17 protein-coding genes are annotated in these 21,862 nt (G+C 66.5%); 11 read left to right on the forward strand and 6 right to left on the reverse strand.

The genetic code is table 11. The features are described from left to right. Positions 1-197 precede the first annotated feature (197 nt). Positions 198-3,038 carry an EAL domain-containing protein gene (locus PEM_RS06585; protein WP_065185187.1) on the forward strand — a complete coding sequence of 947 codons (2,841 nt, stop codon included), beginning with the start codon at positions 198-200 and terminating at the stop codon, positions 3,036-3,038. A 19-nt stretch (positions 3,039-3,057) separates the two neighbouring features. Here the strand turns inward: PEM_RS06585 and PEM_RS06590 are convergent, their stop codons facing one another. Both PEM_RS06590 and PEM_RS06595 read right to left on the reverse strand, forming a co-directional pair. Next, positions 3,058-3,651: a TIGR00730 family Rossman fold protein gene (locus tag PEM_RS06590; protein WP_005416197.1), complete on the reverse strand. Its 594-nt coding sequence runs from the start codon at positions 3,649-3,651 to the stop codon at positions 3,058-3,060. A 179-nt stretch (positions 3,652-3,830) separates the two neighbouring features. Beyond that, the gene (locus PEM_RS06595; RefSeq protein WP_005416198.1) at positions 3,831-5,327 is read right to left on the reverse strand and encodes an aminotransferase class III-fold pyridoxal phosphate-dependent enzyme; all 1,497 of its coding nucleotides are present in this window, start codon (positions 5,325-5,327) and stop codon (positions 3,831-3,833) included. Between the two features lie 210 nt (positions 5,328-5,537). Between PEM_RS06595 and queA the strand changes: the two genes are divergently transcribed. The 6 genes from queA (at position 5,538) to fabV (ending at position 13,227) form a co-directional block, all read left to right on the forward strand. Further along, positions 5,538-6,605 (forward strand): tRNA preQ1(34) S-adenosylmethionine ribosyltransferase-isomerase QueA, encoded by a 1,068-nt coding sequence (queA, locus tag PEM_RS06600; RefSeq protein ID WP_065185185.1) that lies wholly within the window; start codon positions 5,538-5,540, stop codon positions 6,603-6,605. Between the two features lie 176 nt (positions 6,606-6,781). Beyond that, positions 6,782-7,912: a tRNA guanosine(34) transglycosylase Tgt gene (gene tgt, locus PEM_RS06605; protein ID WP_014646826.1), complete on the forward strand. Its 1,131-nt coding sequence runs from the start codon at positions 6,782-6,784 to the stop codon at positions 7,910-7,912. Between the two features lie 133 nt (positions 7,913-8,045). Next, complete coding sequence (gene yajC, locus PEM_RS06610; RefSeq protein WP_005416201.1) at positions 8,046-8,390, forward strand: preprotein translocase subunit YajC; 345 nt, start codon at positions 8,046-8,048, stop codon at positions 8,388-8,390. Positions 8,391-8,451: 61 nt separating this feature from the next. Then, the gene (gene secD / locus PEM_RS06615) at positions 8,452-10,308 is read left to right on the forward strand and encodes a protein translocase subunit SecD (protein ID WP_005416202.1); all 1,857 of its coding nucleotides are present in this window, start codon (positions 8,452-8,454) and stop codon (positions 10,306-10,308) included. Between the two features lie 16 nt (positions 10,309-10,324). Further along, positions 10,325-11,305, forward strand: a complete 981-nt coding sequence (gene secF, locus PEM_RS06620; RefSeq protein ID WP_065185182.1) for a protein translocase subunit SecF — start codon at positions 10,325-10,327, stop codon at positions 11,303-11,305. A 662-nt stretch (positions 11,306-11,967) separates the two neighbouring features. Next, entirely contained in the window at positions 11,968-13,227 is a 1,260-nt protein-coding gene (gene fabV / locus PEM_RS06630) for an enoyl-ACP reductase FabV (protein ID WP_005416204.1), read from the forward strand. Positions 13,228-13,341: 114 nt separating this feature from the next. On the opposite strand, the gene PEM_RS06635 is transcribed toward fabV, so the two are convergent. From PEM_RS06635 to PEM_RS06645, 3 genes are all read right to left on the reverse strand, one after another. Continuing rightward, positions 13,342-15,411: an EAL domain-containing protein gene (locus PEM_RS06635; RefSeq protein WP_005416205.1), complete on the reverse strand. Its 2,070-nt coding sequence runs from the start codon at positions 15,409-15,411 to the stop codon at positions 13,342-13,344. 91 nt (positions 15,412-15,502) lie between these two features. Then, on the reverse strand, positions 15,503-16,687 hold the full coding sequence (locus PEM_RS06640) for an NAD(P)/FAD-dependent oxidoreductase (protein WP_111129542.1): 1,185 nt from the start codon (positions 16,685-16,687) through the stop codon (positions 15,503-15,505). Next, complete coding sequence (locus tag PEM_RS06645; RefSeq protein ID WP_005416207.1) at positions 16,684-17,232, reverse strand: YaeQ family protein; 549 nt, start codon at positions 17,230-17,232, stop codon at positions 16,684-16,686. Before PEM_RS06645 ends, PEM_RS06640 begins: the two co-directional genes overlap by 4 nt. A gap of 124 nt (positions 17,233-17,356) precedes the next feature. Between PEM_RS06645 and PEM_RS06650 the strand changes: the two genes are divergently transcribed. Then, positions 17,357-18,226 carry a pseudouridine synthase gene (locus tag PEM_RS06650; protein WP_065195925.1) on the forward strand — a complete coding sequence of 290 codons (870 nt, stop codon included), beginning with the start codon at positions 17,357-17,359 and terminating at the stop codon, positions 18,224-18,226. A 13-nt stretch (positions 18,227-18,239) separates the two neighbouring features. On the opposite strand, the gene PEM_RS06655 is transcribed toward PEM_RS06650, so the two are convergent. Next, complete coding sequence (locus PEM_RS06655; RefSeq protein WP_111129544.1) at positions 18,240-18,728, reverse strand: YaiI/YqxD family protein; 489 nt, start codon at positions 18,726-18,728, stop codon at positions 18,240-18,242. 302 nt (positions 18,729-19,030) lie between these two features. Between PEM_RS06655 and PEM_RS06660 the strand changes: the two genes are divergently transcribed. The 3 genes from PEM_RS06660 to PEM_RS06670 all read left to right on the forward strand — a co-directional run bounded on the left by PEM_RS06660 (position 19,031) and on the right by PEM_RS06670 (position 21,684). After that, positions 19,031-19,240 (forward strand): cold-shock protein, encoded by a 210-nt coding sequence (locus PEM_RS06660; RefSeq protein ID WP_005416210.1) that lies wholly within the window; start codon positions 19,031-19,033, stop codon positions 19,238-19,240. Between the two features lie 156 nt (positions 19,241-19,396). Further along, positions 19,397-20,086: a glutathione S-transferase gene (locus PEM_RS06665; protein ID WP_053500891.1), complete on the forward strand. Its 690-nt coding sequence runs from the start codon at positions 19,397-19,399 to the stop codon at positions 20,084-20,086. A 32-nt stretch (positions 20,087-20,118) separates the two neighbouring features. Next, a complete protein-coding gene (locus PEM_RS06670) occupies positions 20,119-21,684 on the forward strand; it encodes a YdiU family protein (RefSeq protein WP_111129546.1) in 1,566 nt (521 codons plus the stop codon). Positions 21,685-21,862: the final 178 nt, after the last annotated feature.

Raw genomic sequence — 21,862 nt, forward strand, 5'->3', positions numbered from 1 at the left:
GGCCTGCAGGCGATGGCGCATAGCCGGTGGCAGGGGCGGGCAGGGCGAGGGTCATGGCTCGGAAGGGGCTGCAGACAGCAGGAAAAACGTACGGGCGCACGATTCGGGGTTTACGGGCTTCCATTGCCCCCCGGGTGGCGCGCTATGCTCGTCGGCTCAGGGGAGGCGACGCATCGACGGCGCCAAGAGATTGTCATTTGTCCACGCATGCTGAACCGGCGGAAGAGCCACCACACGAGGCCGTGCTGAGCACGGCGCTGGTGCGCGCGTTGCATGCGCTTTTGCCGGAAACGGCCTTGGTCCGCGTCGGCTGGGACGACCCGCAGCTCGGGCGTGGTCAGGGCGGGTGGCCGGCCGACGGGGCGGCAGGCGCGTTCACTGCGCCGGGCATCGGCGAGGGCTCCCATGGCTGGGAACATGACGGTGCACGCCTGCAGTTGTCGGTGGAAGGCGCCGTGCCTTCCGCGGCGTGGTGGGGGCTGGCCCGTCAGGCCATGGAACTGGCACTGCAGCGTGGCCGCCAGGCCGGGCAGATCAAGGCGCTGGAAGAAGCTGAACGGTTGCAGCAGGCGCTGTTCCAGATCGCCGATCTGGCCGGCGCCGATCTGGAGATGTCGGAGATGCTGCGTCACGTGCACGGCGTGCTCGGCACGCTGATGTATGCGGAGAACTGCTACATCGTTGAATACGATGATGTGCGTGACCAGATCCGCTTCCTGTACTTCGCCGACCAGGTCGACGATTTCGTCGCCGACCCGACGCAGAGCCATGACGCCGCCGAGATGCCGCGCAGCTTGACCGTCGCGCTGCTGCGCCATGGCAAGCCGCTCAGCGGACCCTCGCGCGAACTGCTGGCGCGCGTGGTCGAGCAGGAGCACGACCCGCAGCGTGGCCCCGAAAGCCTGGACTGGCTGGGTGTGCCGATGCTGCGCGATGGCCGGGTATGCGGCGCGATCGTGGTGCAGAGCTATGAGCTGGCGGCCCGTTATGGCGAGGCCGAGCGGGCGTTGCTGGGCTTTGTCGCGCAGCACGTGCAGACTGCGATGGATCGGCGCCAGGCGCAGGTCCGGCTGGAGCAACAGGTGGAGCGGCGTACGCTGGAACTGCAGCGCGCCAACCACAGCCTGCAGGATGAAGTGGCGGAGCGCCGGCGCGCCGAGCAACTGCAGACCGCGCTGTACAACATTGCCGAAATGGCGATGTCGGCCGACAGCCTGGCCCAGTTCTACGGGCAGGTGCATGGCGTGGTCGGGCGCCTGCTCGATGCGCGCAACTTCTATATCGCGCTGGTGAACGGAAGCGGCAACGGCCTGGACTTCGTCTATTCGGTGGACGAGCACAATGCCAGCCGTGCACCTCGTCCGTTCAGTCGCGGCCTGACCGAATACGTGGTGCGCAACCGGCGGCCCCTACTGGCCTCACGCGCCCAGATCGATGCGCTGCTGGCCAGTGGCGAGGTGCGTGAATCCGGCGCGCGCTCGCATTGCTGGCTGGGCGTGCCGCTGCTGCGCGATGACGAGGTGGTCGGTGCGATCGTGGTGCAGAGCTACAGCGAGAACAGTACGTTCAGCGTGCACGATCAGCGGCTGTTGACGTTCGTTGCGCAGAACATCGGAACCGGGTTGGCGCGCCAGCGCGACCAGCAACGGCTGCGTTTGGCGCATGCCGAACTGGAAAAGCGCGTGGAGGAACGCACGCGTGAGCTGGCCGAGGTCAACGAGAAGTTGCTCGGCCAGATCGGCGAGCGCCTGCGGGCCGAGCAACGCCTGACCCATCAGGCCATGCACGATGCGCTGACCGGCCTGCCCAACCGGCTGCACCTGCTCGATCGCCTGCAGGATGCGCTGGCGCTGGCCAAGCGCGAGGGTGGGCCGGTGTTCGCCGTGCTGTTCCTCGACCTGGATCGCTTCAAGCTGGTCAACGACAGCATCGGCCACGCCGCGGGTGACCGCATGCTGGTGGAGGTGGCCAAGCGCATCGTATCGATGGCCGGTGCCGATGATGTGGTGGCACGGCTGGGCGGTGATGAATTCGCGGTACTGCTGCAATGCCCGCAGGGCCTGGCACAGGCACTGGATTTCGGCCAGCGCCTGCTGCTGGCACTGCAGGAGTCGATGTGGATCGCCGGCCGCGAACTGTTCCCGTCCGGCAGCCTGGGCATCGCGCTGTGGAATCCGCGCTACCGTACCGGCGAGGAGCTGCTGCGTGATGCGGACGCGGCGATGTACCGGGCCAAGGCGCAGGGCCATGACCGCTGCGCGATCTTCGACGAGGACATGCGTGAACAGGCCATGCGCAGCCTCGACCTGGAAGCCGATCTGCGCCGCGCGATCAACAACCGTGATTTCGTTCCGTTCTTCCAGCCGATCGTGCGCCTGTCCGATGGCGAAGTGGTGGGACATGAGGCATTGCTCCGCTGGCAGCACGAGCGTCGTGGCCTGCTGTTGCCCGGCGCGTTCCTGGAGCTGGGAGAGGAAAGCGGCCTGATCGAACAGGTCGACTGGCTGATCTACGAGCAGGTCATCGCGCGCCTGGCCGAAGGTGGGCAGAGCTATGTCTCGGTGAACGTTTCGCCGCGCCATTTCCGCTCGGCCGAGTTCAGCGACCGCCTGTTCGGCCTGCTCGACGCGTGTGGCGCCGATCCGCGCCGGCTGCGGCTGGAGATTACCGAGGTCGCGCTGCTGGACGATGCGCCGCACACGCTGCGCATCCTGCAGGGCCTGCGCGAGCGTGGCATCCAGGTGCAGCTGGACGACTTTGGTACCGGCTTTTCTGCGCTGTCCTACCTGCACCGATTCCCGATCAGTACATTGAAGATCGACCAGAGTTTCATCGCCGGCCTGCACGGGCCGGAAGTGCAGAGCACGCGCGCGCTGGTCGAAGGCGTGCTGTCACTGGCCCGCACCCTGGGCATCGAAACCATTGGCGAAGGCATCGAGACCGAGGCGCAGCGGCAGACACTGCGCGAACTCGGTTGCGACTATGGCCAGGGCTACCTGCTGGGCCGTCCCGCACCGTGGGCGCGGACGCTGGCGTGAGCCACCGCGACGGTTCACTTCAGCGCAGAGCCGAGCGACGTTTCTCGTCGATCCACTTCGAGGCCTGCGCCGGCTGGTAGTTCTGCATCCACACCAGCATTTCCTCGATGTCCGAGCCGTACCAGAGGTCCTGGCGCTGGTCCGGATGCAGGAAACGCTCTTCCACCATGCGGTCGATCATGCCGATCAGCGGCGCGTAGAAACCTTCCACATCGAGGAACGCGCACGGCTTGTTGCCGATGCCCAGCTGGCGCCAGGTCAGCATCTCGAAGATCTCTTCCATGGTGCCGAAGCCACCGGGCAGGGCAACGAAGCCATCGGCGAGGTCGAACATGCGCGACTTGCGCTCATGCATCGAGCCGACGATCTCCAGTTCGGTCAGGCCGCGGTGGGCCACTTCCCAGTCGGCCAGCTGGCGCGGGATCACGCCGGTCACCTCGCCGCCAGCGGCGAGCACGGCGTTGGCCACGGTACCCATCAGGCCAACGTTGCCGCCGCCATACACCAGGCGCAGGCCATCGCGGGCAATGCGGTCGCCCAGTGCAATGGCGCGTTCGGTATAGGCCGGCTTGCTGCCAGCGTTGGAACCACAGTACACACAGATCGATTTCATGGATCTTCTGTCTCTTGACCGGAAACGAAAACGCCCCGTCACCGACCGCAAGGCGGTCAGAGACGGGGTGCCCTTGGATTATGAGCCCTTCTGTAGAGCCGAGCCATGCTCGGCTGCCCTTCGTTCAGATCACGGCAAAGGCCAGCCGAGCATGGGCTCGGCTCTACGTAAGCGATGGCTTACGCCGCCGCGGCCTGCTCGCGGCGCGGGCCTTCACGCAGGGCACGGCCCACCATGGCCACCAGCAGGTCCAGCTCCTGGCTGTCCATGCCGAAGTGCGGGGTGAAGCGCAGCGAGTTCTCACCACCGTGAATCACGTTGATGCCGTGCTGGCGCAGCCATTCCTCGGTGGAGTTGGCGCCATAACACTTGAACTGCGGGGCCAGCTCGCACGAGAACAGCAGCCCGGTGCCCTGCACCTTGGTGATCAGGCCGCCCAGCTCGCTCTTGAGCTGTTCCAGCTTGCGCACGGCCTCGGCACCGCGCTCGGCGATGTTGGCGCGTACCTGTGGGGTCAGCTGCGCCAGGGTGGCGCAGGCGACGTCCAGCGCACGCGGGTTGCTGGTCATGGTGTTGCCGTAGATGCCCTTGCGGTACAGCTGCGCAGCATGCTCGGTCACCGCCAGCACCGACAGCGGGTACTGCGCGGCGTTGAGCGCCTTGGAATAGGTCTCCATGTCCGGCGGGTCAAGGCCTTCAAAGCCCGGGTAATCGACCACCGACAGCACGCCATGCGCGCGCAGGCCGGCCTGGATCGAGTCGAGCAGCAGCAGGCTGCCATGCGCACGGGTCAGCTCACGGGCAACGGCATAGAACGACGGCGGCACCGAACGGCCCGGGTCGCCTTCGCCCATCACCGGCTCCAGGAATACGGCTTCGATGAACCATTGGTTGCGTGCAGCATCCTCGAACACCTTGCGCAGGCCGGCCTCGTCGTAAGGCGCCACGGTGATCACCGAGTCCTCGCCACGGTAGCTGGCCAGGTGCTGCATGTAGCTCTTGCGGCTGGAATCCGAATAGAGGGCAGGGCGGTCGGTACGGCCATGGAAGCTGCCCTTGACCACCACGCGCTTGATCGTAGCGCCGGCGTGACGTGCGCCAGGATCGGTCTGCAGCTTGGCGTTGACGTCGGCGATGCGCGCGGCCAGGCCGACGGCTTCGGAGCCGGAATTCAGGCACATGAAACGGGCGAACGGGCAGCCGCCACGGCGGTGGCCGATCTCGGCGCGCAGGGCGGTGATGAAGCGCTGCTGCGACAGGCTGGGGGTCATGATGTTGGCCATCACCTGTGGGCGCGCCATGGCCTCCAGCACGGCGTCCGGGGTGTGCCCGAAGCCGAGCATGCCGTAGCCGCCGGCGTCGTACAGCACGGCGCCCTTCAGGGTGACCACCCATGGGCCGCGCGCGGCCAGCGCCACGTACGGGGTCACCGCGTCATCGGCATAGAAATTGACGAATCCGTCCTGCATCGCGTCGATCTGTGCCTGTTCGTCCTGCGCCAGCAGCGGCCCCAGGTCGGCCTGCACGCGCGCGAACTCCTCGGCGGCGGCGTCCACTGCGGCGATCAGCTGCGGGTGGTTGGCGGACAGGGCGGTCAGGGTGGCATCGTCCAGGCCGGTGGTGAGGCGGGTGCCGGGCTGGTTGCGCAGGGGGGCGAGGCGTTCGATGAAGCTCATTGCAGATCTCCTGAAACAATGGGTCGCACGGGCCATCAAAAGCAAAACGCGCGTCATCACGCGCGCTTGGGGCAGGCTCGTGCAGCGGACTTCCGGTTCGATGCTAGCACTTGTTTTTTTGCGCGATAACCCCGTAGAAACCTGCTGCATAGCAGCATTTTGCGCGACGTTCGCCGCGAAGTGCGCCGGCTCGCAGACGCTGGACGTACAATGCGCGCCATTGTCGACCTGTTGCCGCCCACCGCCTTGAAGAAGTCCGATTTCCACTACGACCTGCCGGCTGAACTGATCGCGCAGGCTCCCCTGGCCGAACGCTCCGCCAGCCGCCTGCTGCTGGTACCGCCGGCACCTGCCGCCTTCACCGACCTGCAGGTGCGTGACCTGCCGTCGCTGCTGCAGCCGGGCGACCTGCTGGTGTTCAACGACACCCGGGTGATTCCGGCGCGCCTGTTCGGGCAGAAGGCCAGCGGCGGCCGCGTGGAGATCCTGATCGAGCGCCTGCTCGGCGGTCAGCAGGCGCGTGCGCAGGTCGGCGCCAGCAAGTCGCCGAAGGCCGGCAGTCGCATCGCGCTGGATGCCGGTGGCGAAGCCGAGGTGCTGGGCCGCGATGGCGAGTTCTACGTGCTGCAGTTCCATGTGCCGGAGTCGCTGGAGCAGTGGCTGCTGCATGCCGGCCGCCTGCCGCTGCCGCCCTACATCCAGCGCGAGCCGGGCGTGGACGACCGCGAGCGGTACCAGACCGTGTTCGCGCGCGAGGTAGGCGCGGTGGCGGCACCGACCGCCGGCCTGCATTTCGACGAGCCGCTGCTGGCGGCGCTGAAGGACAAGGGCGTGGAGTTCGGCCACGTCACCCTGCATGTGGGTGCGGGCACCTTCCAGCCGGTGCGCGCCGATGACCTGAAGGACCACGTTATGCACCGCGAGTGGCTGAACGTCGGCGCCGAACTGGTGCAGCAGGTGCGGCGCACGCGCGCCGGCGGCGGCCGGGTGATCGGCGTCGGCACCACCGTGGTGCGCGCGCTGGAAAGCGCGATGCGCGATGGCGAGCTGCTGCCGTTCGCCGGCGAGACCCAGATCTTCATCACCCCGGGCTACCGCATCCGCAGCGTCGACGCGATGGTGACCAATTTCCACCTGCCGGAAAGCACGCTGCTGATGATGATCTCGGCGTTTGCAGGCAAGGACCGCGTGTTCGAGGCCTACCGGCACGCGATCGAGCAGCGCTACCGCTTCTTCAGCTACGGCGACGCGATGCTGCTGTTCCCGCAGGCGGAGTAGGGGCTGACCTCTGCTTGCTTGTGGTGGGTGCGCACCGTTGGTGCGCACTTGCAGGTGCCTGGAGACCAGGAAAGCCACGCATGGCGTGGCTCTACTGCCGTGCCGTTCAGGCCTGAATGGGCGGTCGAGCCGGTTTTGGGAGACAATGAGCAACTATTTGCCCGAATGACCGCTCCATGTCCCGACTGCAGTTCCAGCTCCAGACCCGCGATGGCCGTGCCCGCCGTGGCCGCCTGACCTTCCCGCGTGGCACGGTGGAAACGCCGGCCTTCATGCCGGTGGGGACCTATGGCTCGGTCAAGGGCATCCTGCCGGACCAGGTGCGGGCGCTGGGCGCCGAGATCATCCTCGGCAACACCTTCCACCTGTACCTGCGCCCCGGCCTGGACATCATCGCCGACCACGGCGGGCTGCACGGCTTCTGCCGCTGGGATGGCCCGATCCTGACCGACTCCGGTGGTTTCCAGGTGTTCTCGCTGGCCCATCGACGCAAGATCACCGAGCAGGGCGTGACCTTTGCCTCGCCCACCGACGGCGCCCGGGTGTTCCTCGGTCCCGAGGAGAGCATGAAGATCCAGAAGGTGCTCGATTCGGACATCGTGATGATCTTCGACGAGTGCACCCCGTACCCGGCCACCGAAGACGTTGCCCGCCGTTCCATGGAGCTGAGCCTGCGCTGGGCCCAGCGCAGCCGCAACGCGCATGACGAGCTGGGCAACGACGCGGCCTTGTTCGGCATCGTCCAGGGGGGCGTGCACACCGACCTGCGCAGCCGGTCGGCCGACGCCCTGCAGGCGATCGGCTTCGACGGCTACGCCATCGGCGGCCTGGCCGTGGGCGAGCCGGAGCACGAGCGCAACGCCATGCTCGACCACCTGGATCCTGAGCTGCCGGGCGACCGCCCGCGTTACCTGATGGGCGTGGGCCGGCCGGAGGACCTGGTCGAGGGCGTGGCACGCGGCGTGGACATGTTCGACTGCGTGATGCCGACCCGTAATGCGCGCAACGGCCACTATTTCACCTCGTTCGGCACCGTTCGCATCCGCAATTCCCAGTACGCGCGGGACATGGACCCGATCGAGCCGGGCTGCGGCTGCGTGGCCTGCACCGGCGGTTACACCCGGTCCTACCTGCGCCACCTGGACCGCTGCAACGAGATGCTGGCGCCGATGCTGGGCACCCTGCACAACCTTTTCTATTACGAAAAGCTCATGGCCGACATCCGTGCCGCGATCGAGGCGGGAACCTTCCTGGCCTTCCGCGAGTCCTTCTACGCGGCACGCGGAGCGGTGGCCCCGCCGCTGTAACCCCGACGCCCCCTGCCGAACGGCCCAAGGACGAACGCCCGGGGCCGTGGCATACTTCAAGGCTGACCCAGATCCGCGGTCGACACCCCCGCCCCTCAAGGGACGGGAGCGCCGCCCAACCAAAGGACCAACGATGAACCTGCTTGCTTTCCTGATTCCCGCCGCCCACGCCCAGGCCGCCGGCGGCCAACCGCAGGGCATGGGCCTGACCACGCTGCTGTTCCCGATCATCCTGATCGCCATCATGTACTTCCTGATGATCCGCCCGCAGATGAAGCGGCAGAAGGAGCACAAGGCCATGCTGGAGAAGATCAAGCGCGGCGATGAAGTGCTGACCAACGGCGGCATCGCCGGCAAGGTCACCGACATCGGCGACCACTTCATCACCGTCGAAGTGGCCGACAACGTGCGCATCCGCGTGCAGAAGGGTGCTGTCGGTAGCGTGCTGCCGACCGGCACCCTGGATTCGGCCAAGTAAGCCACTCCCTTTCCGAAGCACAACCGCGGCGCCGGGGATGGCGCCGCGCGGGACCCAAGCAATGCTCGAATTTCCACGCTGGAAGTACGTCGTCATCCTGATCGTACTGGCGCTCAGCGCGCTGTATGCGCTGCCCAACATCTACCAGAAGGACCCGGCCATCCAGATCACCGCCAACCGTGGCGGGCAGATCGACGATGCGCTGCGCGACCGTGTGCTGGCCGACCTGAAAAAGGCCGGCATCGCCACCATCGGTGCCGAAAAGGAAGGGGAAAGCCTGATCGTCCGCCTGTCGGACCTGAAGTCGCAGTCCGCTGCCAGCGACGCCCTGCGTGACACCGTCGGCGAGAAGTACACCGTGGCGCTGAACCTGGCTTCGACCGTGCCGGACTGGCTGGCCAACCTCGGCGGTCGCCCGATGGTGCTGGGCCTGGACCTGCAGGGCGGCGTGCATTTCGTGCTGCAGGTCGACCAGAAGGCTGCCCTCGACAAGCGCCTGGATGCCTATACCGAAGACGTGCGCAGCACCCTGCGTGACGCGCGCATCGCCTACCAGTCGGTGGAACGCCGCGCCGACAACAGCATCGTGGCCAACCTGAGCCCGTCCGCCGGTGACGACGCCGCGCAGCGCGCCCGTGCCGCCCTGGTCAAGGCACAGCCGACGCTCGGCTATGACGTCAGCGGCAACCGCATCACGGTCACCGTGCCGGAGACCGAGATCACGCAGATCGCCAACGGCGCCATCGAGCAGAACATCAACACCCTGCGCAACCGCGTGAACCAGCTCGGCGTGGCCGAGCCGATCATCCAGCGCCAGGGTGCCGACCGTGTGGTCGTGCAGCTGCCGGGCGTGCAGGACACCGCCGAAGCCAAGCGCATGATCGGTGCCACCGCCACCCTGGAATACCGTGCGGTGGTTGAAGGAAATGCGCAGGACGCCATCAACTCCGGCCGCATTCCGCCGGAAGCGAAGGTCTACCAGCAGCGTGACGGCCGCGGCCCGATCCTGCTGAACAAGCGCGTGATCGTCACCGGTGACCAGATGGTCGGCGCGCAGGCGGTGACCGATTCGAACAGCGGCTCGCCGGCGGTCAGCGTGACGCTGAACAACGTCGGTGGCCAGCGCATGTTCGACTTCACCAGCGCCAACGTGAACAAGCCGATGGCGGTGGTCTACACCGAGCGCGTGCCGACCGTGACCGTCGTCGACGGCCAGGAAGTGCGTGGCTTCAAGGTCAACGAGGAAGTGATCTCGGTGGCCAACATCAACGGCGTGTTCGGCAAGAACTTCCAGACCACCGGCCTGCAGAAGAAGGAAGCCGAAGACCTGGCCAAGCTGCTGAAGTCGGGTTCGCTGGCTGCGCCGATGGACTTCGTCGAGGAGCGCGTGGTCGGCCCGAGCCTCGGCGCCGAGAACGTCAAGAACGGCATGCGCGCGGTGGTGTTCGCGTTCCTGTTCACCCTGGTGTTCTTCAGCGTGTACTACCGCATGTTCGGTGTGATCACCTCGGCAGCGATGCTGTTCAACCTGCTGATCGTAGTGGCGGTGATGTCGCTGTTCGGTGCCACCATGACCCTGCCGGGCTTTGCCGGCCTGGCGTTGTCGGTCGGCCTGTCGGTGGACGCCAACGTGCTGATCAACGAGCGTATCCGTGAAGAGCTGCGAGCCGGTGTGCCGGGCAAGACGGCGATCGTGACCGGTTACGAGCGTGCCTCGGGCACCATCCTCGACGCCAACCTGACCGGCCTGATCGTCGGCGTGGCGCTGTTTGCATTCGGTACCGGTCCGCTGAAGGGCTTCGCGCTGACCATGATCATCGGTATTTTCGCCTCCATGTTCACCGCGATCACCGTGTCGCGTGCGCTGGCGACGCTGATCTACGGCCGTCGCAAGAAGCTCCAGAACGTGGCCATCTGACGGGACGACACGCACAATGAAACTGTTTCCGCTGCACATCCTCCCGAACGACACCAAGATCGACTTCATGCGCTGGCGCCATGTCGCCATGGCAGTCACCATCGTGGTGTTCCTGGCCTCGGTCGCCATCATCGGCATCAAGGGCTTCAACTACGCGCTGGACTTCACCGGCGGCACCCTGATCGAAGCCCGCTTCGACAAGGCGGTGGATGTTGAGCAGGTCCGCACCAAGCTCGAGCAGAGTGGCTTCGAAGGCGCCCAGGTGCAGAGCGTGGGTGGCAACACCGACCTGCTGATCCGCCTGGCCCCGCACGGCGAGCATGCTCCGGGTACCGGCGACGCCGCCCACGAGGACAAGGCCACGGCCGCTGCCGTGGTGAAGGCGTTGTCCACTGCCGACAATCAGGCCACCGTGCTCCGCAACGAGTTCGTGGGCCCGCAGATCGGCAAGGACCTGGCGATGAATGGCCTGTATGCCACCATCTTCATGCTGGCCGGCTTCCTGATCTACATCGCAGTGCGCTTCGAGTGGAAGTTCGCGGTCACCGCCAGCATCGTGGCGATGTTCGACCTGATCGTGACGGTCGCTTACGTGTCCCTGCTGGGCCGTGAGTTCGACCTGACCGTGCTGGCCGGCCTGCTGTCGGTGATGGGCTTTGCGATCAACGACATCATCGTGGTCTTCGACCGCGTCCGTGAGAACTTCCGCAGCCTGCGCGTGGATTCGATGGAAGTGCTGAACCGTTCGATCAACCAGACGCTGTCGCGTACGGTGATCACTGCGGTGATGTTCTTCCTGTCCGCGCTTGCCCTGTACCTGTACGGCGGCAGCTCGATGGAGGGCCTGGCCGAGACGCATATGATCGGTGCGGTGATCGTGGTGCTGTCCTCGATCCTGGTGGCAGTGCCGATGCTGACGATCGGTTTCCTGCGCGTCAGCAAGCAGGACCTGCTGCCGAAGGCGAAGGACGTTGAGGCCCTGGCCCGTCGCCCGTAACCGTTCGCGCTGCACGCAACCCACAGAGAACCCCGCGCAAGCGGGGTTTTTTGTGTTGCAGGGCTTGCAGCCCTGCACCCACGGTAATGCCGGCCGCTGGCCGGCAACAGCAACAGCAACAGCAACAGCAACAGCAACAGCAACAGCAAGAGCGTGCCTTCCGTGGGTGGGCGGGGCGGTGTCGGAGTGCGGGGACGCCGCAAGTACGTCCGTGTAGGCTTGGCAGCCGCATCCATGCGGCTGACACCCCGCACTCCGACACTGCCCCACCTCTGACAGATCCCCACGGCTGTGGGTAGGTGTCGACCTGGGTCGACACATTTGTCAGAAATCGAAACAATTCTGGGGTCAGATCCGTTTTCCTTCAGAAAACGGATCTGACCCCAAGAGCTGTTCCGACAGATCGCGGAAGACTGTCAAAGGCGGGGTGGGCCCGGTTGTGGGCCTCAGTAGCCCGGCTTTTGACGTTGCTGTTGAGGTTGCCGGCCAGCGGCCGGCACTACCGCAGGTGCAGGGTGCAACCCTGCAAAAGAAACACCACCCTACGCCAGCGTCGGTTGTGCATTCGGCCCCCGCGCACTACGATCCTGCGGTTCGCGCGCGTGCGCGCCCTTACTCCTGCTGAGCGCCCCGCGCGCCGCATCTGCCAACCCGAGGTATCCATGGTCATCAAACCGCGCGTCCGCGGCTTCATCTGCGTCACCACCCACCCGACCGGCTGCGAGGCCGCGGTCAAGCAGCAGATCGACTACATCCGTGCGCGCCCGCCGATCCAGAACGGTCCCAAGCGTGTGCTGGTGATCGGCGCGTCCACCGGCTACGGCCTGGCTGCGCGCATCACCGCTGCCTTCGGCAGTGGTGCTGCCACCCTCGGCATCTTCTTCGAACGCCCGGGCAGCGAGACCAAGCCGGGTACCGCGGGCTGGTACAACTCGGCCGCGTTCCACAAGTACGCCGACGAAGCCGGCCTGTACGCCAAGAGCATCAATGGCGATGCCTTCTCCGATGAAGTGAAGGCGAAGACCATCGAAATGATCAAGGCCGATCTGGGCCAGGTCGACCAGGTTGTCTACAGCCTGGCAGCGCCGCGCCGCAAGCACCCGAAGACCGGCGAGATCATCAGCTCCACGTTGAAGCCGATCGGCGAGCCGATCACCCTGCGCGGGCTGGATACCGACAAGGAAGTGATCACCGAGACCACCCTGCAGCCGGCCACTCCGGAAGAAATCGCCGGCACCGTCGCGGTGATGGGCGGCGAGGACTGGCAGATGTGGATCGATGCGCTGGCCGATGCCGGGGTGCTGGCCAATGGTTGTACCACCACGGCCTTCACCTACGTGGGCGAAGAGATCACCCAGGCGATCTACTGGAATGGCTCGATCGGCGCGGCCAAGAAGGACCTGGACACCAAGGTGCTGGGCCTGCGCGAAAAGCTGGCGAAAATCGGCGGCGACGCACGCGTGTCGGTGCTGAAGGCCGTCGTGACCCAGGCCAGCTCGGCCATTCCGACCATGCCGCTGTACCTGTCGCTGCTGTTCAAGGTGATGAAGGAAAAGGGCACCCACGAAGGCTGCATCGAGCAGCTCGACGTGCTGTACGACATCCTTTACGGCGGCAAGTCCGATGGCGTGGCGGTCGATCGCCTGCGCCACGACCTGGTCGATGGCGACGGCCACACCGTCGCGCTGGTCGATGAGGAAGGCCGCCTGCGTGCGGACTACAAGGAAATGGCCGCAGACGTGCAGGGCAAGGTGGTCGCGCTGTGGCCACAGGTGACCAACGAGAACCTGTACGAAATCAGCGACCTGGCCGGTTACAAGGCCGACTTCCTGCGTCTGTTCGGTTTTGGCGTGGAGGGCGTCGACTACGAGGCCGACGTCAACCCGGACGTGAAGATCGGCAACCTGGTCGATATGACCTGATCAGGCAGAAGGCCGGCGAAAGCCGGCCTTCTGGTTTGTGTAGAGCCGAGCCATGCTCGGCTGCTCTTCGCTTGAGTCCCGCAGCCGAGCATGGCTCGGCTCTACAGAGAGGCATTACCCGAATTCGAACCCCATCTCCGGCAACGCCGGGCCGACAAAGTCGCCCTGCACGTAATCCACGCCGGCACTGAACAGCAGCGTCATCGAGTTGGCATCGCTGACGAATTCGGCGATGGTGCGGATGCCCGCTTCCTGAGCACGCGCAGTGATCTGGCTGATGCGGTCGATGTTCTCGCGGGTGGCAGCCAGGTCGCTGGTGAAGCCCCGGTCCAGCTTGAGGAACTGCGGCTGGAAGTGGGCCAGCAGCTGGAACGAGTCCAGCCCGGAACCGAACTGCTCCAGGCCGATGCGGCAGCCCAGTGGCGCCACTTCGGCAAGGAATTGCTGTGCACTGCGCAGGTGGGTGAACACCTTCGCTTCCGGTGCATGCAGCCACAGCCGTTCGCCGGGCACGCCCTGTGCCTGCAGTTCGCGGTGCAGGGTGGCGATCATCTGTGGGTCATCGAACGATTCCGGCGTGACCTTCACCAGCACCTGGGTGGCATGACCCGCACGTGCGCGTTCGCCCAGCACCGCGATCGCCTGCGAAACCACCCAGCGGTTGATGTCGGCCAGCAGGCCGTGTTCCTCGGCGATGCCCAGGAACGCGGTCGGGCTCAGCAGCTCGCCGTTGTTTTCCAGGCGCAGATAGGCTTCGTACAGTTCCAGTGGTTCGCCCTGCAGGTTCAGCACCGGCTGGTAGTGAAGCTGGAAACCGTCGCCGGCCAGCGCCTCGCGGATGCGCGCCACCCAGCGCTGCACACGCTCTTCCTCGACACGGTCGGCGGCAGCCGGGTCGAAGATGCGGCAGGTGTTACCCAGCTCGGCTGCAGCCTGGGTGCATTCGCTGGCGCGCGCCAGCACCTGGCCGATGCTGGCGATCTTCTCACCGACCTGTACGCCACCGATGCTGACCGTCACCGTGGCCGAGCGTGCGCCGATGCTGAAGACGTGCGCGGCGTAGGCTTCTCGGATGCGCTCGGCCAGCGCCACGGTCTGTGCGTAGGGTCCGGCCTGCAGCACGGCGAAATTGTGTTCGCCGAAACGGGCCAGTTGCGCGTCCTCGCCAACCACTTCGGCCAGCAGGGCGGCGAGGGCGCCGATCAGGGTATCGGCCGAGGCCAGGCCGATATCCGGCAGCAGGCGCGCGTAGTGGTCCGGCTCGATCAGCAGCAGGCCGAACTGGCCCTCGCTGCGCCCGGCCTGGGCCACCGCGCTTTCCAGCTGCAGCATGAAGGTCGGGCGATTGAGCAGGCCGGTGACCTGGTCGCGCTGGCGCAGGTCCTCGACCTCGCGTGCCAGCTCGGGGTCGAACTCCATGCGGCGGCGGAGCACCACCTGCAGGCAGGACTCGCCTTCGTAGGTGGCCGCCGCAAATTCCATCGTCGCCGGGAACGCACTGCCGTCCTGGTGGCGCGCGTCGAGCTGGTACTGCGGCGGCGGCGCCTCGCCACGGCTGAGGCCCTTCAGCAGCTGCTTGAAGCCCTCCACGTGTTGGGCAGCGACCATGTCCAGCAGCGAAATGCCTTCGATGTCGTCGAATTGCTCGTAGCCGAACATCTCCAGGTAGGCGTCGTTGGCGCGGATGTGCATGCCTTCATGCACGTAGGCGATGGGGTCGCGCGAGGAGGCGATCAGCGCGTCGCAGCGGCGCTCGGTCTCGCGCATCTGCGCCTCGATGCGGCGCAGGCCGCGGCGTGCCTGCAGGTCGACCCACTGGTCGCGGACCACGGCGAGCAGGTGCTCGGGGCGCTGGCGCAGGGCGAGGGCACGGATGCCATGGCTGCTGGCCTGCACCAGTTCGTCCTCGTCGATGCGCTCGGCCAGCAGCACCAGCGGGATGTCCTTGCCGCTGGCGGCGATGTGCTGGGCTGCCAGCTGCAGCGGAATGCCCTGCGACGGCGAGGCCAGCACCAGGTCGATGGCCTGGCTGGTCAGCACCTGGGCCAGCTCGGCCGCATCCTGCGGGCGCCACGGGCGTACCGCGATGCCGCTGTTGCGCAGGGTGCTGACGATGGCTTCGGCATTCTCGCCGCTGTCATCGACGATCAGCAGGCGGATGGTGATGTCGTTCGCGTTCTGCATGCACTGCTCCCCAATCTGCGAATCTAGATACACGATGCGCGGCGAACCGTCCATGCGCGTACCCCTTGCGCGCATGGAACGGCGAAGTGGTTCACACCACGCCGCCCGCTGCGTGGCCGCTTGCCCAGGCCCATTGGAAGTTGTAGCCGCCCAGCCAGCCGGTCACGTCCAGCACCTCGCCAACGAAGTGCAGGCCGGGGACGCGCTTGGATTCCATCGTTGAGGATGACACTTCGGCGGTGTCCACGCCGCCCAGGGTGACCTCGGCGGTGCGGTAGCCTTCGGTGCCGCTGGCCACCAGCGGGAATGCGCCCAGCAGCTGCGCAGCCTGGCGCAGCACCGGCTCGTCCAGCTGGCGCACGGGGCGGTTGGGCAGCCAGTGCTCGCACAGCCGCTGTGCCAGCCGCTTCGGCAGTACCTCGCCCAGCACCGTGCGCAGCTCGGCGGCGGGGCGGTCGCGCTTCATCTGGCGCAGCCACTCGCCGGCATCCTGGCCCGGCAACAGGTCCAGCTCCAGCGCATCGCCGGGCCGCCAGAACGAAGAGATCTGCAGGATGGCCGGACCGCTCACGCCACGGTGGGTCAGCAGCATGAAGTTCTGGAAGCTCTTGCCGTTGCAGCGCGCTTCGATCGGTAGCGCCACGCCGCTGAGGTCGGCCAACCGTTCCTGGTGCTTGCCGCTGAGGGTCAGCGGCACCAGCCCGGCGCGGGTCGGCAGCACCTGGTGGCCGAACTGGCGGGCCACTTCATAGCCAAAGCCGCTGGCCCCCATGCTGGGAATCGACAGGCCGCCGGTGGCAACCACCAGCGAGGCGCAATGGAACAGCCCGTGCGTGGTGTGCACGCGGAAACCATCGCTGCCATGCTCGATGCGCTGCACGCTGCAGTCGGTACGGATCTGCACGCCGGCCGCCTGGCATTCGTCCACCAGCATCTTCACGATCTGCTTGGAGGAGACATCGCAGAACAGCTGCCCCAGTTCCTTTTCGTGATACGCGATGCCGTGCTTGTGCACCAACTCGATGAAGTGCCAGGGCGTGTAGCGGGCCAGCGCCGACTTGCAGAAGTGCGGGTTGGCCGACAGGAAGTTGGCCGGGGTGGTGCCGGTGTTGGTGAAGTTGCAGCGGCCACCGCCGGACATCAGGATCTTCTTGCCGACCTTGTTGGCATGGTCGATCACCTGCACCTGGCGGCCGCGCTGGCCAGCCGTGATCGCGGTCATGAGCCCGGCTGCGCCGGCGCCGATGACCACCACGTCACAACGGATCGTGTTCATGCCTTGGCGCGCTTGCGCCAGGTCGGGATCACGTCGAGCTGCATCTGATCGTTGAGCAGTTGCACTTCACCGTCCTGGATCAGCACGCTCCAGCGCATCGCGCGCTGGATCTGCTGGCCCCACAGCTCTACGAAGGCACCGTCGAGATCGACCACCGAAAGATTGTCGAAGCGCGCCAGGCCCTTGCCCTGCTTGCCCCACCAGATCTCCGAGGCGTTGCCGCCATAGTTGACCACCTGCACCTGGCGGCTGCGGTTGCTGGCCTTGCGGATGCGCGATTCGTCCGGATGGCCCAGGTCGATCCACTGCAGGATGTCGCCGGTGTAGTCGTGTTCCCACAGGTCGGGTTCGTCATCGGTGCTCAGGCCGCGGCCGAACTCCAGGCGGTCGCCGGCGTTCAGCGCGAAGGCGAGCAGGCGCACCATCAGGCGCTCGTCGGTCTCGGACGGATGCTGGGCCAGGGTCAGGTTGTGGGTCGCGTAGTAGCCGCGATCCATGTCGCTGATCTGCAGTTCGGCCTTGCGGATGGTGGCGGTAAGAGCCATGGGGGGTCCGTGGACTAAAGACGACAATGATAGAGGTTTGCTCCGGGGGTGTCCGTGGCCGGGCTGTCTGCGCAGCGTCAACGGTGGCACGCTTGCGTTCTTTCCCGTGGCCGGAGTGGACGCCATGACCTTGCCCAGCCGACTGCAGTTGCCGCCCGGGCCCTGGGCCACCCTGCTGGATGGCCTGTGTGCACGTTTCCCGCGCATCGCGCCCGCGCAATGGCAGGATCGCTTCGCGCGTGGCCGTGTGCTGGATGCGCAGGGCAGGGCGCTCACTGCGGACACGCCCTGGCAGGTCGGGCGGGAGATCCAGTACTTCCGCGAGGTGGCCGACGAACCGGTGATTCCCTTTGTCGAGACCATCGTCCATCTGGATGCGCACCTGCTGGTGGCCGACAAGCCGCATTTCCTGCCGGTGACACCTGCGGGTGGGCATGTGCGCGAGACGCTGCTGGCGCGGCTGGTCGCCCGCACCGGCAATGCCGATCTGGTACCGCTGCACCGGCTGGATCGGCTGACGGCCGGGCTGGTGATGTTCTCGACCCAGCGAGCGTCGCGCGATGCTTACCAGCGCCTGTTCCGTGATCGGCGCATCGAGAAGGCCTATGAGGCCCTGGCACCGGCGCTGCCGGGGCTGGCGTTTCCGTTGCAGCGGGACAGCCGGTTGGTGCCGGGCGAGCCGTTCTTCCGCATGTCCGAAGTGCCCGGTGAGCCCAATGCGCGCAGCCGGATCGAGCTGATCGAGGCCGAAGGGCCGATCTGGCGCTACCGGCTGCTGCCGGAGACCGGCCGCAAGCATCAACTGCGCGTGCACATGGCCATGCTGGGGGCGCCGATCATGGGTGACGACCTGTACCCGCAGCTTCGGCAACGTCCGCCGAACGTCGCCGAGGCGCCGCTGCAGCTGCTGGCGCGGGCCCTGGCCTTCGACGACCCATTGAGCGGCGAACGACGGGCGTTCAGCAGCGGCCGCAGCCTGAGCCTTCCGGCTTAGCGCGGCCAGGCGCTCAGCGGGCCGGGCGTCGCGCCAGCCAGCGGTCCAGCTCGGCGGCGAACAGCTGCCGGTCGCGGGGCCCCAGGGGCGGCGGTCCGCCGGTCTGGACCCCGGCGCCGCGCAGTTCCTCCATGAAATTGCGCATCGACAGCCGCTCGGCCATGTTGTTCGGGGTGTACAGCTGGCCGCGCGGGTTCAGCGCCACGGCCTTCTTCTCCAGCACCAGCGCGGCCAGCGGGATGTCCTGGGTGACCACCAGGTCACCGGCGCCGACCCGCTCGACGATGGCACTGTCGGCCACATCCAGCCCCTGCGGTACCTGGATCGAGCGCAGCCAGCGCGACGGCGGGGTGCGGATCCACTGGTTGGCGACCAGGGTCAGCTCGATCCCGACCCGTTCGGCGGCCCGGAACAGGATGTCGCGAATGACGGTGGGGCAGGCGTCCGCGTCCACCCAGATGCGGGGAGACGCGTGTTCAGTGGGGATTTCAGCTTCAGTCATTTACCCAGTGTAGGGTAGGAAAAACCTGAATGGGGGCTCGGGGTTAGCCGCGATTGGCTGCCAACCCTTGTCACGCCTAGCGGGTGACGTGTTCCCATGAACGTCGGGACTATCGCTTTTTGCAGAAAACACGCGTATCGTGCGACCCACTGTGTTTGCTAGGGTCACCGTGAATCGTGGCCTGGTGCAGTTGATCTCACGATCCGCTCATCGATCCGCTTTACCAACGCCTGCAACTCAGTCTCGGCCCCGATACCCGGCGGCTGCGATTTTTTTCAACATGTGTTTCAGGAGTTAGTAAAATGTCTGAACGTCAGACCGGCACCGTCAAGTGGTTCAACGACGCCAAGGGCTTCGGCTTCATCACCCCGGAAAGCGGCCCGGACCTGTTCGTGCACTTCCGCGCGATCCAGGGCACCGGCTTCAAGACCCTGCAGGAAGGCCAGAAGGTTACCTTCATCGCCGTCCAGGGTCAGAAGGGTATGCAGGCTGACCAGGTGCAGGCGGTCTAATCCGTCTGCTACCGTTGGGTAGCCAGAACGCCGGAGGCGAGAGCTTCCGGCGTTTTTTATTGCCCGCTGTTTTTTGTAGAGTCGAGCGTGGCTCGACTCTACAAAGGGCATGCAGCCGGCGCGGTAGGATGGCGGCCCTTCCCAAGGATCGTCCGCATGCGCATCGTTCATCACCTGGAAAACTCCCGTTCCCTGCGCGTGCTGTGGATGCTGGAGGAGTTGGGGCTGGACTACGAACTGCGCCGCTATCCGCGCGATCCGAAGACGCTGTTGGCGCCGCCGGAACTGCGCAACGTGCATCCGCTCGGCAAGTCGCCGGTGCTGCAGGATGGCGAGCTGGTACTGGCCGAGTCCGGGGCGATCCTCGACTATCTGGCTGACCGTTACGACACGCAGCGCCAGCTGTCGCCGTCACCGATGCCGGCCGACGGCACCGAACGCATCGCGTACCGCTACTGGCTGCACTATGCCGAAGGCTCGGCGATGCCGCCGCTGCTGCTGACCCTGGTGATGGGCCGCATCCGTAATGCGCCCATGCCATTCTTCGCACGCCCGATTGCACGCAGCATTGCCGACAAGGCCGAGCGGGGCTTCGTTGGGCCGCAGCGGCGCCTGCACCTGGACTGGATGGAGCGCCGCCTGGCCGAAAGCCCATGGTTTGCCGGCGAGCGCTTCAGTGCGGCCGACATCCAGATGAGCTTCCCGATCCAGGCTGCTGCCGCGCGCGGTGGCGGTCTCGACGGCAAGCCGGCACTGCGTGGCTTCCTCAAGCGCATCAGCGAGCGGCCTGCTTACCAGCGCGCCGAGGCCCACGGTGGCCATCTGCAGGCGCTCAGCGGCAATTGACGTCGGCGGCGGTCGCCCCCACCTCCAGAGTCATGGATACCGACAGCCCCCGTTTCGACAACCGCCTGCTGCATGCCCTGCCGGGTGACCCCGAATCCGGCCCGCGTCGCCGTGAAGTGCTGGGCGCGGCCTGGTCGCCGGTGATGCCGACGCCGGTGGTGGCGCCCACGTTGCTGGCGTGGTCGCCTGAGATTGCCACGATGCTCGGCTTCGATGCTGCCGAGATCGAGAGCGAAGGCTTCGCCGATGTATTCGGCGGCAACGCGCTGTACGCCGGCATGCAGCCATGGGCCGCCAATTACGGTGGCCATCAGTTCGGCCATTGGGCCGGCCAGCTCGGCGATGGGCGTGCGATCTCACTGGGCGAGCTGGTGGCACCCGATGGCCGCCACTGGGAGCTGCAGCTGAAGGGGGCCGGGCCGACGCCTTACTCGCGCGGTGCCGATGGACGGGCAGTGCTGCGCTCGTCGGTCCGCGAGTTCCTGTGCAGCGAAGCGATGCACCACCTGGGCGTGCCGACCACGCGCGCGTTGTCGCTGGTCGGCACCGGCGAAGAGGTGGTGCGTGACATGTTCTATGACGGCCACCCGCGTGCCGAGCCTGGCGCCATCGTGTGCCGGGTGTCGCCGTCGTTCCTGCGCTTTGGTTCCTTCGAACTGCCGGCGTCGCGGGGTGAAACCGCCCTGCTGCAGCAGCTGGTCGATGCCTGCATCGCGCGCGACTTCCCCGAGCTTGAAGGGCAGGGCGAGGCCCTGTACGGCGACTGGTTCGCGCAGATCGCGGTGCGCACTGCCGAGATGATCGCGCACTGGATGCGTGTCGGCTTCGTGCACGGCGTGATGAACACCGACAACCTGTCCGTGCTCGGTCTCACACTGGATTACGGCCCCTGTGGCTGGGTCGAGGATTTCGATCCGGACTGGACGCCGAACACCACCGACGCCCAGGGGCGCCGCTACCGCTTCGGCACCCAGCCGCAGGTGGCGTACTGGAACCTGAGCCGATTGGCCCAGGCGCTGTCGCCGCTGTTCGCCGATGTCGCACCGCTGCAGGCGGGCCTGGCGGCCTTCCAGTCCACCTTCGTGGCCTGCACGCGTCGCGATGCCGCGGCAAAGCTGGGGCTGGCCGCGGCCGACGATGACGACCTGCAGCTCTACCAGCGCTGGCAGCAGCTGATGCAGGAGGGTGCCATGGACATGACCCTGGCCTGGCGCGCACTGATGCGCATCGACCCGTCGGCAGCGGACGCTACGGTTCTGGACGCGGTGTACTACGACGAGGCGCGGCGACAGGCAGTGCAGGCACCGTTGCAGCACTGGCTGCAGGACTACGCGGAGCGCCTGCGCAGCGATCCGCTGCCGGCCAGCGAACGCGTGGCGAAGATGACGGCGGCCAACCCGCTGTACGTGCTGCGCAACTGGTTGGCGCAGGAAGCGATCGACCGCGCAGAGCAGGGTGACCTCGGCGGTGTGCATGCGCTGCAGGACGTGCTGCGCGACCCATACACCGAACGCCCGGGGCTTGAACACTTCGCCGGCAAGCGCCCGGCGTGGGCCGACAACCGCGCCGGCTGCTCGATGCTGTCCTGCAGTTCCTGAGGGTGGGTTTCGGCAGGGCTGCGCCCTGCACCCGCAGAGGCCAGGTCAACAGCCAGAGCAAAAGCTGGATTCCGTGGTTTGGCGGGGCGGTGTCGGAGTGCGGGGACGCTGCAAGTACGTCCGTGTAGCAACTGTGTTGACGGAGGGGCCTGGCCCCTCCATGAGACGGGCACGGTAG

Origin of the sequence: Stenotrophomonas sp. Pemsol (assembly GCF_003586545.1) — a bacterium.
GTDB classification, from domain to species: Bacteria; Pseudomonadota; Gammaproteobacteria; order Xanthomonadales; family Xanthomonadaceae; genus Stenotrophomonas; species Stenotrophomonas sepilia.

What these genes read in the sequence shown, in the direction of transcription:
- fabV (WP_005416204.1), top strand. Translation starts at nt 11,968, where the DNA reads ATGGTCATCAAACCGCGCGTCCGCGGCTTCATCTGCGTCACCACCCAC.
- PEM_RS06650 (WP_065195925.1), top strand. Translation starts at nt 17,357, where the DNA reads ATGACCTTGCCCAGCCGACTGCAGTTGCCGCCCGGGCCCTGGGCCACC.
- PEM_RS06635 (WP_005416205.1), bottom strand. Translation starts at nt 15,411, where the DNA reads ATGCAGAACGCGAACGACATCACCATCCGCCTGCTGATCGTCGATGAC.
- PEM_RS06645 (WP_005416207.1), bottom strand. Translation starts at nt 17,232, where the DNA reads ATGGCTCTTACCGCCACCATCCGCAAGGCCGAACTGCAGATCAGCGAC.
- secF (WP_065185182.1), top strand. Translation starts at nt 10,325, where the DNA reads ATGAAACTGTTTCCGCTGCACATCCTCCCGAACGACACCAAGATCGAC.
- queA (WP_065185185.1), top strand. Translation starts at nt 5,538, where the DNA reads ATGCGCGCCATTGTCGACCTGTTGCCGCCCACCGCCTTGAAGAAGTCC.
- PEM_RS06590 (WP_005416197.1), bottom strand. Translation starts at nt 3,651, where the DNA reads ATGAAATCGATCTGTGTGTACTGTGGTTCCAACGCTGGCAGCAAGCCG.
- PEM_RS06640 (WP_111129542.1), bottom strand. Translation starts at nt 16,687, where the DNA reads ATGAACACGATCCGTTGTGACGTGGTGGTCATCGGCGCCGGCGCAGCC.
- PEM_RS06595 (WP_005416198.1), bottom strand. Translation starts at nt 5,327, where the DNA reads ATGAGCTTCATCGAACGCCTCGCCCCCCTGCGCAACCAGCCCGGCACC.
- PEM_RS06670 (WP_111129546.1), top strand. Translation starts at nt 20,119, where the DNA reads ATGGATACCGACAGCCCCCGTTTCGACAACCGCCTGCTGCATGCCCTG.
- PEM_RS06655 (WP_111129544.1), bottom strand. Translation starts at nt 18,728, where the DNA reads ATGACTGAAGCTGAAATCCCCACTGAACACGCGTCTCCCCGCATCTGG.
- PEM_RS06660 (WP_005416210.1), top strand. Translation starts at nt 19,031, where the DNA reads ATGTCTGAACGTCAGACCGGCACCGTCAAGTGGTTCAACGACGCCAAG.
- yajC (WP_005416201.1), top strand. Translation starts at nt 8,046, where the DNA reads ATGAACCTGCTTGCTTTCCTGATTCCCGCCGCCCACGCCCAGGCCGCC.
- tgt (WP_014646826.1), top strand. Translation starts at nt 6,782, where the DNA reads ATGTCCCGACTGCAGTTCCAGCTCCAGACCCGCGATGGCCGTGCCCGC.
- secD (WP_005416202.1), top strand. Translation starts at nt 8,452, where the DNA reads ATGCTCGAATTTCCACGCTGGAAGTACGTCGTCATCCTGATCGTACTG.
- PEM_RS06665 (WP_053500891.1), top strand. Translation starts at nt 19,397, where the DNA reads ATGCGCATCGTTCATCACCTGGAAAACTCCCGTTCCCTGCGCGTGCTG.